General features: G+C 69.3%; 11 protein-coding genes. 4 read left to right on the top strand and 7 right to left on the bottom strand.

Annotated features, from left to right (window positions below; translation table 11 throughout):
• Nucleotides 1–216 precede the first annotated feature (216 nt).
• Entirely contained in the window at nucleotides 217–1,533 is a 1,317-nt protein-coding gene (locus ACSNOK_RS23120) for a phosphatase PAP2 family protein (RefSeq protein ID WP_436782672.1), read from the top strand.
• 419 nt (nucleotides 1,534–1,952) lie between these two features.
• Here ACSNOK_RS23120 and ACSNOK_RS23115 read toward each other — a convergent pair whose 3' ends face one another.
• Complete coding sequence (locus ACSNOK_RS23115) at nucleotides 1,953–2,357, bottom strand: hypothetical protein (protein ID WP_436782671.1); 405 nt, start codon at nucleotides 2,355–2,357, stop codon at nucleotides 1,953–1,955.
• A 193-nt stretch (nucleotides 2,358–2,550) separates the two neighbouring features.
• On the bottom strand, nucleotides 2,551–3,966 hold the full coding sequence (locus ACSNOK_RS23110; protein WP_436782670.1) for a hypothetical protein: 1,416 nt from the start codon (nucleotides 3,964–3,966) through the stop codon (nucleotides 2,551–2,553).
• A 179-nt stretch (nucleotides 3,967–4,145) separates the two neighbouring features.
• Here ACSNOK_RS23110 and ACSNOK_RS23105 point away from each other — a divergent pair, with 179 nt between their 5' ends.
• The gene (locus tag ACSNOK_RS23105; protein ID WP_436782669.1) at nucleotides 4,146–5,108 is read left to right on the top strand and encodes a hypothetical protein; all 963 of its coding nucleotides are present in this window, start codon (nucleotides 4,146–4,148) and stop codon (nucleotides 5,106–5,108) included.
• An 84-nt stretch (nucleotides 5,109–5,192) separates the two neighbouring features.
• Here the strand turns inward: ACSNOK_RS23105 and glnA are convergent, their stop codons facing one another.
• Complete coding sequence (gene glnA, locus ACSNOK_RS23100) at nucleotides 5,193–6,602, bottom strand: type I glutamate--ammonia ligase (RefSeq protein WP_436782668.1); 1,410 nt, start codon at nucleotides 6,600–6,602, stop codon at nucleotides 5,193–5,195.
• Nucleotides 6,603–6,799: 197 nt separating this feature from the next.
• Here glnA and ACSNOK_RS23095 point away from each other — a divergent pair, with 197 nt between their 5' ends.
• Nucleotides 6,800–7,267, top strand: a complete 468-nt coding sequence (locus tag ACSNOK_RS23095) for an RDD family protein (protein WP_436782667.1) — start codon at nucleotides 6,800–6,802, stop codon at nucleotides 7,265–7,267.
• A gap of 256 nt (nucleotides 7,268–7,523) precedes the next feature.
• Here the strand turns inward: ACSNOK_RS23095 and ACSNOK_RS23090 are convergent, their stop codons facing one another.
• From ACSNOK_RS23090 to lipB, 4 genes are all read right to left on the bottom strand, one after another.
• Nucleotides 7,524–8,204, bottom strand: coding sequence for a DUF4191 domain-containing protein (locus ACSNOK_RS23090; RefSeq protein WP_436782666.1), 681 nt, complete (start codon nucleotides 8,202–8,204; stop codon nucleotides 7,524–7,526).
• A gap of 76 nt (nucleotides 8,205–8,280) precedes the next feature.
• Nucleotides 8,281–8,541, bottom strand: a complete 261-nt coding sequence (locus ACSNOK_RS23085; RefSeq protein WP_436782665.1) for an SCO2195 family GlnR-regulated protein — start codon at nucleotides 8,539–8,541, stop codon at nucleotides 8,281–8,283.
• A 293-nt stretch (nucleotides 8,542–8,834) separates the two neighbouring features.
• Entirely contained in the window at nucleotides 8,835–9,773 is a 939-nt protein-coding gene (gene lipA / locus ACSNOK_RS23080; RefSeq protein ID WP_004955063.1) for a lipoyl synthase, read from the bottom strand.
• Nucleotides 9,774–10,037: 264 nt separating this feature from the next.
• On the bottom strand, nucleotides 10,038–10,820 hold the full coding sequence (gene lipB / locus ACSNOK_RS23075; protein WP_436782664.1) for a lipoyl(octanoyl) transferase LipB: 783 nt from the start codon (nucleotides 10,818–10,820) through the stop codon (nucleotides 10,038–10,040).
• A gap of 289 nt (nucleotides 10,821–11,109) precedes the next feature.
• On the opposite strand from lipB, the gene ACSNOK_RS23070 reads away from it, so the two are divergent.
• On the top strand, nucleotides 11,110–12,618 hold the full coding sequence (locus tag ACSNOK_RS23070; RefSeq protein ID WP_436782663.1) for a regulator: 1,509 nt from the start codon (nucleotides 11,110–11,112) through the stop codon (nucleotides 12,616–12,618).
• Nucleotides 12,619–12,695: the final 77 nt, after the last annotated feature.

The raw sequence follows: 12,695 nt of genomic DNA, 5'->3' as shown, positions 1-12,695 counted from the left end.
CCCCCCCCCCCCCCTCCGCCATTTACCACCCACCCCACCCTCACCGACCGTCACGGTTCATATCCAGAAAGCAACAAAAAGACCGCCAACCGCCCACTCACCCACACCCCCACAGATCCCACCAAATCATCCGAACAGTTGACGTCTATAGTGTTCTGAGTGTTCGCGCGAATAAGCAGCAAAGGCAAGTTCGCCGCGTGGCGGCAACCGCGGGTGATCCTGTGGGCCGTGGCGGGGGTGGTGACGCTCGGATTCCTCATCGCGCTGGAGTTCGCCGCGCGTCGCTACGGCGGCGAACCGGGGCCCCTGGTCACCCAGGCGAAGGAACTCGTCTTCCCGCCCAAGCCGGGCCCGCTGTACGCCGGCCTGGCGCTGACCATGGTGGTACTCACCTGGCGTCAGCGGTTCATCGCGGCCGCCTTCGCGATCGGCATCGACGTCGTCTTCGTCCTCGGACGGTGGGCGGCCGACGTCAAGGTGACCGACGGCCGTTACTTCGGCAACGGTGCGCTGTGGGCGATGCTGGGCGTCGCCGTAGTCGCCATCACGCGCCGTAGCGGCCGGGAACGCGTCCTGTTGCTGAAGGGCGTCGGGCTGGGCCTGCTGCTGGTGGCCGGCCGCAAGATCGGCGACACCTGGCTCATGATCACGTGGGAGACCCGTCCGTCGGTGCTCGACCAGTACGTGGCGACCGCCGACCACGCGCTCGGCAACCCGTCATGGGTGGCGGGCCGCATCCTCAAAGCCACCGAGCCGATCGGTGATCACATCCTCGACCTGGTCTACGCGCACCTCGCTGTGGCGGCGATCGTCGTCGCGCTGTACCAGCTCCGCAACGTGGCGGCCGAGCGCCGCTTCCCGACCCACCACCTGGTGCGCACGTTCCTGGTGATCGGGCTGGTCGGCCCGGCGTTCTACATGCTCTTCCCCGTGGTCGGACCGGTCTTCGCCTACGGCCCGGGCACCTCCGGCACCGGCGGCGTCGAGTGGGCGACGGCCAACATCTGGCCGCACACGCCACCGTCGATCGGCATCCCGCACGCCTTCACGTACGACACCCTCACCCCGCGCAACTGCATGCCCAGCCTGCACACCGCCTGGGCCACCGCGATCTTCATCCACTCCCGCAAGGGTGCCCGCTGGGTGCGCTACGGCGGCGCGTTCTGGCTGGCCGCCACCATCAGCGCGACCCTGGGCTTCGGCTACCACTACGGCGCGGACGTCATCGCCGGCGTGGTCTTCGCGCTCACCATCGAGGCGGGCGTGCGCCTCTTCGACCGCGGCCCGGACCGCTCGGGCATTCTGCTGATCGCCTACGGCACGACGGTCTTCACCGCGTTCCTCCTCTCGTACCGCTTCCTCCCCCTGACCATGGCCGAACACCCCTGGATCTTCGGCCCCCTCCTCATCCTGGCCACGCTCTCGGTCATCTACGCCTACCTCCGCGTCACCCGCCAGTGGGACGCAAAACCCGCCCTCCCGACCCTGGAACCGGAACCCCAGCACCCGGAACCGCAACCGGAACTCGTCTGAGTGAACCCGCGTTCCACCGGGCCCGGATCATTCCCCGATGCGGGGTGCGAGGCGGAAGGAGGCCCGCCACCCCGGCCAGGGGATGGCGGGCCGTGTTGTCCGCTCAAGTCGCCGCCTTGACGGTCTGAAGCGGGCTCACCAGCGGTACGGCTGGCTGGGTCAGTCCCCGTCGCGTCCTGGTACGAGCCCTCCGGGCGTAAGGGGGCGATCGCTTGCGTCGGTGGTAAGGGCGCCTGGGTCAGTGACCCTTGATGGGCGATTCCGAGGAGCGGGATCCGCGCCTGCGCTGAGCTCCCGCCTGACCCGCCGCCACGCTCGGATGATCTGTGGCAGCCGTGCCAGCACCTCACTGATCTGCGTCAGCAGTAGTGTGACGCAGCCGAACGCGGCGAGGATGACGAGAGTCACGTCGTCCCACTTCACTGGGAGACCTCTTCCTTGTGCTGGGCCGCACCGCGGCTCTTGGACAACGGCAGAACGGCGTGACCCATGCCGTGCATGTGGTCACCGGGCATACGTGTGACGCCGCTGAGGATGCCGACCGGCGCGAGTGCAGGGCGCAGTGTGCGATTCCAGGTTCTTGAGCGGTTGCCAGTGCCAGCGAGGCTGACGCCAGCGGGCAGGTGATGTGCCAGGTAGGCACGTGTTTCGCGCCCCCCACCGAATTGATGTCCTGCCAGGGCCCAGAGTCCGCGCAGCTGCTCCGTGCGTCTATCCGAATCGAAGCTGTCGGCAGGGGGATTGATGCCGAGAGTGGCCTGTCCGACATCAATCCAGAACTGCATCGGAGGGTGGGCCATTAATGTGCCAGTGCTTCTGGGCATGTCGATATACCTCAAACCTCCCCGGCCGCTATTTCATTCTGTTTCGCGCTCCATGTGCCTCCCCGGGTGCCGGGGCCCGTAGAAGGCGCCGCTTACCGACTCTCCGCAAGCCGGGCACGAGCATGAAAGCGCGCTTTGGTATGAGTGCTCTAACGGCCCCTGCCTGTTCGGGGGCGGGCCAACGGGTGAAGCATCAGCCGAATACGGCCTTGCGGGAGATCCAGTCGAGGGCTTCCACGCCCAGTCGGTCGGGTGCTTCGAGCAACGTGGTTTCCGTCGCCGAAAGGTCTGTCAGCACTTCGGGCGCGCCCGACCTGTTCAGCACGGCGAGACGTTCCATCGCCGATGTGACGGCACCGGGCCAGCCCGGCATACCGAAGTGGGTGGGGTATGTGACCGCGGCCGACATGGCTCTGTGCAGCAGTCCTGCGCGCCAGCCCTGTTCGCGCATCACCTTCGCGGTGAACCAGACATGGTCGTCGACGTGCCGGACGAACTCCGCCACGGGCTCGGACACCGCCCGCAGTGCGAAGGATGAGCCCCCGGCCCATGGAAGGTCCACGTCGGAGGCGACAACTACGAACGCGAGCAGCGCTTCGGGCCCGTCGCTCCGTGTGGCCAGCAGCGCTGCGCGGGCCCTGCGGTAGAGGTCTACGCTTTGCGCGAAGATCTCCCCGTCGCTCGGCCCATCGCCGGCCGCGTGGATCACATCCAGCGGTCCCTCACGCCAGGCGGCGGCGACGAGACCGACCGCCGCCGCGCTTACCAGGGCTTCCGTGTCGTCAGCGTCGATTCCGAAGTGCGCCAGGACAGAGGGGGCCTGTTCTTCGAGGTTCGGAAGCGGCGCGTGTTCCTCCGAGGCCTCGGCCTTCTCAAAGAGAGCTGCGAGTCGTGGTGACAGAGGTTCCGGCTGCGGCGCCTCCACGGTAATTCCGTGTTCGGCGAGATCATCGAAGACGGCATCGGGACCACAGTCGATGTGTGAAGAGTCGTGACGGCCCGAGCAGCCTTCCGGGCACTCGAACTCCTCGCACATCTCCGGCTCCTCGGGCTGTGCCTCGTTGATCAGGTGGTAAGCCAGCCGCTCCGCCACTGCCTCCCGTGCCGTGAGCATGGCCAGATCGAGCCGGAAAGCCTCATCCCTTAGCTCGGAGACCTCACGATCCACGGAGGCGGGCGGTTCGGGCGCTTCCGGGATCCAGGTGTACGCGGACTCCAGTGAGACCAGCAGCCAGGCGACCCGCAGTGCTTCGATCTCACCACTCCCGGCAAGCTCGGCCACGGCCTCCGCTGCTCGCCGCACCCCATCGAGCCGTGCGAGATGCCGCTCACGCGCCGGAAGCCAGACCTCGGACTCCTCGCGGGCCCGCTTGGCGTCCCAGGTCCGAGCAGCGTCGCGGTCCCGCCGCGCCCGGGTGACCAACCGGGTCAGACAAGGGCGGCAGCCGAACAGCCCGGATGTCGGTGTCGGCCCGAGCGGTATGGCCGCGAGGTCCTTGCCGAATGGCTTGTCGCACAGGCAGCAGTCCAGACCGCCCACCTGCCGTGACGTGGGCACGGCAGGCAGGGCTGCGCGGATCGTGACATGTGCGTAGGCAGGGATGTGCATATGTGGCAACTCCTCGGATGACGGCGCTCCAGCGGCGCCACCCCCATGCTCACCTCGCCTTTCGACCGTGAGTCACGGTTTGGCGTGCTGGACGGCGAACTTGACGAAAGCTGACTGGCGCCGGCCTGCGGGTTCTATGGTGTTGGCGAAACTTGACACCCCGACCAGGGAGGATGCGCATGGCCGCTTCCGACGCTTCACCCCACCCGAAAGGCGCTCACCGAGATTTGGTCGAAGCGCTGCAGGAGTTGCACCGGGCGGCGGGCCGGTTGAGCTTCCGGAAGGTGAGCACGCTCATCCGCAGTCGCGACGACCGGCTGTCGGCAGCCAGCCATGAGAGTGTGCGTTCCGCCGTCAACGGGATACGAGTGCCGCGCTGGGAAACCGTCCACGACATCGTCATGGTGTTGGCCGGCCTGTGCAGTCCGCCCCGGGACCAGGAATCGGAGACGGCCCGATTCCTGCCGCTATGGCGCGCGATCCGCGAGGGCGAGTCGGGCGCGTTGAAATCGTTTCAGGAGCTCGTCAACGGCGGATGGGGAGGCGAGGACGGCCAATGGACGCCGGAGCTGGTCATGGGTGCAGTTCTGAACCCCTTCTACGCCATTCAGATCCATCCGTCGCTTGCTGTTCCACACGAACCACTGGTCTCAGAGGACGACTGGATCCGGACAACAGTGAAGCAAATAGAGGAGCAGGGAGCCGAACACACCCTGCGGGTCTTGCTGCACATGCTGAAGGGCGACTACGTGGGAGCGGAGGAGGGTGCGCCGTACGGGTACCGCAATCCTGACCGGGAGGCCATGGAAGCGTACGCGGCCTTTCGGTACGGCTGTCAGGAGATTCTCAGGCGGCTGAGCCGCGAGCCGAACCTCCTCGCAGCGTCGATCCGTGCCATGCACGCCGACGAGACGATGGACCGGGACGACCGGGCGGAGATGCTGGAGAACGAATCCGACCTGAGCCTGATGCGTGAAGTGATGATTGTGACCCCGGACACCTGGAATGAGGTGTCCGAGGAAGCCCAGCACATGGTCTTCGGCTACCTGATCAAGCAGATCAGCCCCGCAGGTCCGTTCGGGCTTCCTGACGCCGAGCGATTCCGGATTACCTGGCGCATCCCTGAGCCGCCCGCTGCGTAGCTTCGCTTGCTCCGTGCGGAGCCCTCACGGCAACGGCCGCCACCCCGGAGCGGAGTGACGGCCGTGCACATGAAGCCCCTCGACCTAGAGGTCGAAGTACAGCTCGAACTCGTGCGGGTGCGGGCGGAGCTGCATCGGGGCGATCTCGTTCGTGCGCTTGTAGTCGATCCAGGTCTCGATCAGGTCGGACGTGAAGACGCCGCCGGCCTGGAGGTACTCGTTGTCGGCCTCGAGGGCTTCGAGGACGGCGGGGAGGGAGGTGGGGACCTGGGGGACGTTGGCGTGCTCGTCGGGGGCGAGCTCGTAGAGGTCCTTGTCGATCGGCTCGGCGGGCTCGATCTTGTTCTTGACGCCGTCGAGGCCGGCCAGGAGGAGGGCCGAGAAGGCGAGGTACGGGTTCGAGGACGGGTCCGGGGCGCGGAATTCGACGCGCTTGGCCTTCGGGTTGGAGCCCGTGATCGGGATGCGCATGGCCGCGGAGCGGTTGCGCTGCGAGTAGACCAGGTTGACCGGGGCCTCGAAGCCGGGGACCAGGCGGTGGTACGAGTTCACCGTCGGGTTGGTGAAGGCCAGCAGCGACGGGGCGTGCTTGAGGATGCCGCCGATGTAGTAGCGGGCGGTGTCCGAGAGGCCCGCGTAGCCCTGCTCGTCGTAGAAGAGGGGCTCGCCGCCGTTCCACAGGGACTGGTGGACGTGCATGCCGGAGCCGTTGTCGCCGAAGATCGGCTTGGGCATGAAGGTGGCGGTCTTGCCGTTGCGCCAGGCGACGTTCTTCACGATGTACTTGAAGAGCATCAGGTCGTCGGCGGCGGCGAGGAGGGTGTTGAACTTGTAGTTGATCTCCGCCTGGCCGGCGGTGCCCACCTCGTGGTGCTGGCGCTCGACCTGGAGGCCGGCCTTGTCCAGCTCCAGGGAGATCTCGGCGCGGAGGTCGGCGAAGTGGTCGACCGGCGGGGCCGGGAAATAGCCGCCCTTGTAACGGACCTTGTAACCGCGGTTGTTCTCCACCGCACCGGTGTTCCAGGCGCCTGCCTCGGAGTCGATGTGGTAGAAGGACTGGTTCGCCGACGTCTCGAAACGCACGTTGTCGAAGACGTAGAACTCGGCCTCGGGGCCGAAGAACGCGGTGTCCGCGATACCGGTGGAGGCGAGGTACGCCTCGGCCTTCTTCGCCACGTTCCGCGGGTCACGGCTGTACTGCTCGCCGGTGATCGGGTCGTGGATGAAGAAGTTGATGTTGAGCGTCTTGTCCCGGCGGAACGGGTCCACGCGCGCGGTGGACAGGTCCGCGCGCAGGGCCATGTCGGACTCGTGGATGGCCTGGAAGCCGCGGATCGACGAACCGTCGAAGGCCAGCTCCTCGGCCGGGTCGAACGCCGCCGCCGGAATGGTGAAGTGCTGCATCACACCCGGCAGGTCACAGAAACGGACATCGACGAACTTGACGTCCTCGTCCTTGATGAACTTCTTGGCGTCGTCGCCGTTCTGGAACATCCAACCCTCCTAGCCCGGCCGCCAGCGGTCGGGGATTGCTTCGGTGGTGCTGCGGCCGACCCTAGAGAGACCGGATTTCCCAAGCATGACCCATTTGTTTCGCCGAGGTTAACCGGAGCGCCGCGAAATGATGATCGAATCGCGCCGACGCCTACCCGGCCGGTAGTGATCGCAAGCCTTCCCAGTACCGTGGTCCGGTGGACAAAAGGCAAGCAATCGGCTCGTGGCTCTCCGGCCCCCGCGCGGCGGCGGAGCAGATGGGCATCGACTTCGGCTACCGCGGGGAACAGCTCGGGCTGCCGGAGCACGGGCCGGGCTCCGTCGCCCCGCTCGGACGGCGGTTCGCCGCGATCTTCATCGACTGGGGCCTGAGCATGCTCATCGCGTACGGCCTCTTCGCCCGGGGTGACATCCACCGGGCCGGCAACTGGGCGCTGCTGGTCTTCTTCCTGCTCAGCGTCCTCACCGTCGGCACGGTCGGCTTCACCCCCGGGAAGCGGCTGCTCCGCATCCGGGTCATCGGGGAGACCGGCGACCGGCTCACGTTCCCGAAGGCCCTGCTGCGCAGTGTGCTCCTCGTGATCGTCATCCCGGCCGTCATCTGGGACCGGGACACCCGCGGGCTGCACGACCGGCTCGCCAAGGCGGTTCAGGTGCGGTTCTAGGCATCCAGTGCGGTTCTAGTTCAGGTGCGGTTCCAGGGGTTCCAGCCGGCCGGATGCGGGATTTCGGCATCAGGCCGGGAATGGCGTCCGGTCGGGAATCGGGCGGTGTCCGGCGCCGGGCCCGGCGCGCGGCGTCCGGGCGCCAGGCCGGAAACGGAGTGAGGGCGCACCAGGCCGGAAACGGAGTGAGGGCGGGGCCGGACCGTATCGGTCCCGCCCCGCCCTCATTCCGTCCGCGCCTTTCGCGCCGTCCGTGTCAGCGGCCCTTCGGCATCCGCATGCCCTTGGGCATCGGACCCTTCGGGATCGGCATGTTGCTCATCAGGTCGCCCAGCGCCCGCAGCCGGTCGTTCACGACCGTCACCTGCGCGCCCGGCAGCACCCGGGGCAGCTTCAGCAGCGTGGTGCGGAGCTTCTTCAGCGGCACCTGGCCCTCGCCGGTGCCCACCACGATGTCGTGCACCGGCACCTCGGCCACGATGCGCGCCATCCGCTTCTTCTCGGCGGCCAGCAGGCCCTTCAGCCGGTTCGGGTTGCCCTCGCCGACCAGCACGATCCCGGCCTTGCCGACCGCCCGGTGGACGACGTCCTGATTGCGGTTCATCGCCACCGCCGGAGTCGTCGTCCAGCCGCGCCCGATGTTGTCCAGCACGGCGGCCGCCGCGCCCGGCTGGCCCTCCATCTGCCCGAAGGCGGCACGCTCGGCACGGCGGCCGAAGACGATCGCCATCGCGAGGAAGGCCAGCAGGAAGCCCAGGATGCCCAGGTAGATCGGGTGGTCGATCCAGAAGCCGATGGCGAGGAGGACACCGAAGGTGACGATGCCCACGCCCGCGACGACAAGACCGACCTTCGAATCGACCTTCTTGGTCATCTTGTAGGTCAGGGCGATCTGCTTCAGTCGCCCGGGGTTCTCGGATGTTTCCTTCCTCGCCATATGGCGAAGTTTACGTGCCCCGGGGGCCGGGAGCTTACCGGGCCGGGAGCCCGCCGCGGCCCCCGCTTCCGCGGGCCTACCTGGCCTGCGGGCCGGGTGCCGCCGCGGCCTCCAGGAGGTGCTGGGCCTCATGCCGGTCCTTGGCCCGGCGGCGGTCCTCCAGGACCGCGGTCCACGCGTTGCGGCGGGCGGTGCGCTGGCCGCCGCGCAGCAGCAGGCGCTCCAGGGCCAGCAGCGCGCCGGTGACCGAGGGCGGCCGGACGGCGAGCGTGGACGGCAGGGCGGAGAAGGGGTGCGCGGCGGTCGCCGTCGTCGCGCGGGCGGGCGCGGCCTGCATGTCGTGTCCTCTCGTGAGCGGAAGGGTGAGAGGTGGGGGAGCGGCGGTACGTCGTGCGGGGTGTTGTACGCGGGGGAGCGCACGCGTCGTGCGTCGGGCGGTGCGCTCGGGGGTGGAGCGGTCGGGGTTGTGCGCGTGCACGGATCCGATGGGCGTACGACTGTTCGTGCGCACATCGTTACCGACTGGTGTTACCAGCGCGTGTCCGAGTGGTCAAAGTCTATGAAACGTTGACGCGGTCCGGACGGGCCCACCGGGGCACCGTCCGGACCGCGTCACACGACATCCGGCCCTTACGCCGCGGCCTCGCTCCGCTTCTCGATCGCCTGGCGGTACAGCCGTCCCGCCCGGTACGACGAGCGGACCAGCGGGCCCGACATGACACCGGCGTAGCCGATCTCCTCGGCCTCCTGCTGGAGCTCCACGAACTCCTGCGGCTTCACCCACCGCTCCACCGGGTGGTGGCGCGGCGACGGGCGCAGGTACTGGGTGATCGTGATGAGTTCGCAACCCGCCTCGTGGAGGTCGCGGAGGGCCTGGGTGATCTCCTCGCGCTCCTCGCCCATGCCGAGGATCAGGTTGGACTTGGTCACCAGACCGGCCTCACGGGCCTTGGTGATGACCTCCAGCGAGCGCTCGTAGCGGAAGCCGGGGCGGATGCGCTTGAAGATCCGGGGCACCGTCTCGACGTTGTGCGCCAGCACCTCGGGGCGGGAGGAGAAGACCTCGGCCAGCTGGTCGGGCTTGGCGTTGAAGTCCGGGATCAGCAGCTCGACGCCGGTGTCCGGCATCAGGCCGTGGATCTGGCGGACGGTCTCGGCGTACAGCCAGGCGCCGCCGTCCTCCAGGTCGTCGCGGGCCACACCGGTGATCGTCGCGTACTTGAGCTCCATGGACCGCACGGATTCGGCCACGCGGCGCGGCTCGTCCCGGTCCAGGGCCTGCGGCTTGCCGGTGTCGATCTGGCAGAAGTCGCAGCGCCGGGTGCACTGGTCGCCGCCGATGAGGAACGTCGCCTCGCGGTCCTCCCAACACTCGTAGATGTTGGGGCAGCCCGCTTCCTGGCACACCGTGTGCAGGCCCTCGCGCTTCACCAGACCCTGGAGCTCGGTGTACTCGGGGCCCATCTTCGCCCGGGTCTTGATCCACTCGGGCTTGCGCTCGATGGGGGTCTGGGCGTTCCGGACCTCAAGGCGCAGCATCTTGCGTCCGTCGGGTGCGACAGCGGACACTCCGGCTCCCTATGACTTCGATTCTTCGGCGGACACCAGGGTACGCCCGTTCGTTCTGACGTTCTTACGCCCGGGGAACCGGCGAGACGTCGGTCGCATTCCCGGCGAGGTGCCGTAGGGCGTCCCTTACGGGCTTCTCTCGCCGTACGGGACGCCTAGGGGATCCACGGGGCCCCAGGAGGCCCCCCGAGGCCCCCTACGCCTTCCGTACGGCGAGAGACCCCGTCGCGCCGCCCGTGGCCGAAATGTGACCCCTCCCGGCGCCTAGACCGCCCGAGGCAGCGGTTCCGCCGCCTCCAGGACCTCGCGCAGGTGCTTCTCCACCACCGGCACCACCTCGCCGACCGTGACCCGCCGGCCCAGCTCGTTCGAGAGCGAGGTCACGCCGGCGTCCCGGATGCCGCACGGCACGATGCGGTCGAACCAGGTGTTGTCGGGGTCGCAGTTCAGGGCGAAGCCGTGCATCGTGACGCCCTTGGCGATGCGGATGCCGATCGCCGCGAGCTTGCGGTCCTCGCCGCGCTGCCCGGCGTTGGAGGGCGCGTACTCGGGGCCGCTGAGGCGGGGGTCGAACTCGTCGTCGTCCGGGCGGGGGGCCGCAAGGTCCAGCTGCAGGGCGCCCGTCGCGGGCCGCTCGCGGGCCTCGCCGAGGACCCAGACGCCGCTGCGGCCCTCGACCCGGGTGGTGGCCAGTCCGAACTCCGCGCAGGCCCGGATCAGCGCCTCCTCCAGGCGGCGCACGTGGGCGATCACGTCCACCGGGCGCGGGAGCTTCAGGATCGGGTAGCCGACGAGCTGCCCCGGACCGTGCCAGGTGATCTTGCCGCCGCGGTCTACGTCGACGACCGGCGTCCCGTCCAGGGGGCGCTCGCTGTCCTCCGTGCGCCGTCCGGCCGTGTAGACCGCCGGGTGCTCCAGCAGCAGGCAGGTGTCCGGGACCTCGTCCGCGAACCGGGCCGCGTGCACGCGGCGCTGCTCCTGCCACGCCTCCTGGTACTCGACGGCGTCAGCGCCGAAGCCCAGATGGACAAACCGCAGCTCACTCACGGCGGCTCCTCTTCCCGTCCTCGTCGGTTCCCTCGAACCCCTGGTGGCCACGGGGGCGTACGTCCCGGACGCGCCCCGTGCCCCAGCCACTGTACGGCGGCCTCCGAATGGACTGCGGTCGAGCCCCTTACAAGATCGTCTGGCGGCGCTTTTCCGTGCCTATTTGATCTGTCTCTGATCTGTCCTCACACGATCGGATGAATGCGGGGCGAAGGTGGCGTTCAGGGCGGCGGGGACCGCTAAATTCACGCCGTTCCCAGAATGGCGATCAGGGAGACCGGGCAGGTTGATGACGGAACGACCCCCACAGCGCATTCCCAACCGCCAGCTAGCCGCGCTCATCGCGGAGGCCGGCTTCTCCAACGCGGGGCTCGCACGTCGCGTCGATCAATTAGGGCTGGAGCACGGCCTCGACCTGCGCTACGACAAGACCTCCGTCACCCGGTGGCTCCGCGGCCAGCAGCCGCGCGGTACGACGCCGGCGTTGATCGCCGAGGTCTTCACCCGGCGGCTGGGACGGCGGCTGTCCGCGCAGGATCTCGGGCTCGACGCGTGTGCGCCGGTGTACGCCGGGCTGGAATTCGCCGCATCGCCGGCGGAGGCCATTGACATCGTGAGCGGGTTGTGGCGCAAGGACTCGGGCAGCCACACCGAGCTACGGAAGATCGCGTTCACGCCCGCGGGGCTGGTGGTGCCCAGCCGCGACTGGCTGATCGGACGCGCCGACGACCGAGTGGCGCGCCAACCCGCCCCGCCCCCCGGGGCCGCCGGATCCCCCGGCGCTCCGGGCGGCCAAGGGCCGGGCACGGGCGGGCCGCCGGGCGACGGCGGCCGGGCCGGCGAGCGGCCCCCCGGCCGGCCGACGGTGCCCCGGCAGCGCGCCGAACGGGCGCCCGGGAGCCGCGTCTCCATGGGCGACATCGCGGCCCTGCGCTCCGTCGGCGAGCTCTTCCGCACGCTCGACCACGCGTACGGCGGCGGGCACGCGAGACAGGCGCTCGTCCGGTACCTGGAGCACGAGGCCGAGCCGATGCTGCGCGGCACGTACGGCGAGACCACGGGACGCCGGCTGTTCGGCGCCGCCGCGGACCTCACCCGGCTCGCCGGGTGGACCTCGTACGACATCGCCGCCCACGGGCTCGCCCAGCGCTACTACGTCCAGGCGCTGCGCCTGGCGCAGGCCGCGGGCGACCGGGCGTACGGCAGCTACGTCCTGGTGACCATGAGCCGCCAGGCCGTCTACCTCGGCCACGGCCGGGAGGCGGTGCAGCTCGCCCGCGTCGCCCAGCAGGGCGTCGGATCCGGGGCACCCCCCGTCGTGCAGTCCCTGCTGCACGCCGTGGAGGCGCGCGGGCACGCGGTGCTCGGCGAGGTGCGGGCCTGCTCGGCCTCGCTCGCCCGCGCCGAACGGGCGCTGGAGACGGCCCGGCCCTCGGACGACGTGCCGTACTGGATCCGCTTCTTCGACGAGGCGGAGCTCGCGGACGAGTTCGCGCACTGCCACCGCGATCTCCAGCAGTGGCGGGCGGCGGCGCAGCACGCGGAGAGATCCCTCCAACTGCGGGCGCCCGCGTACGCGCGGAGCAGGCTCTTCTGCCGGGTGGTGCTGGCCGCCGCGCGGCTGGGGCTCGGGGAGTTGGAGCAGGCGTGCGCCCTGGGGGCGGAGGCGGCTCAGGCGGCGGCCGAGATGCGGTCGGTTCGGGCCGTGGAGTACGTGCGGGAGTTCGAGCGGCGGCTCGATCCCTACCGGGACGCGGCGGCGGTCCGGGCCTATCGGGAGAAGGCGGCCGTGTTGTAGGGGTACCCCCGCAGGGGGCTGTGCCCCGGTCCCTCCCCCGGAGGGGGTGCCCCCCCGTATCACCGTTTCCAGAGGGT

The sequence above is a fragment of the Streptomyces sp. URMC 126 genome, assembly GCF_051386555.1.
In the GTDB taxonomy this organism is placed as follows: Bacteria; Actinomycetota; Actinomycetes; order Streptomycetales; family Streptomycetaceae; genus Streptomyces.
The sequence above is the reverse complement of the archived record's forward strand: the minus strand, read 5'-3'. Positions and strand labels throughout refer to the sequence as shown.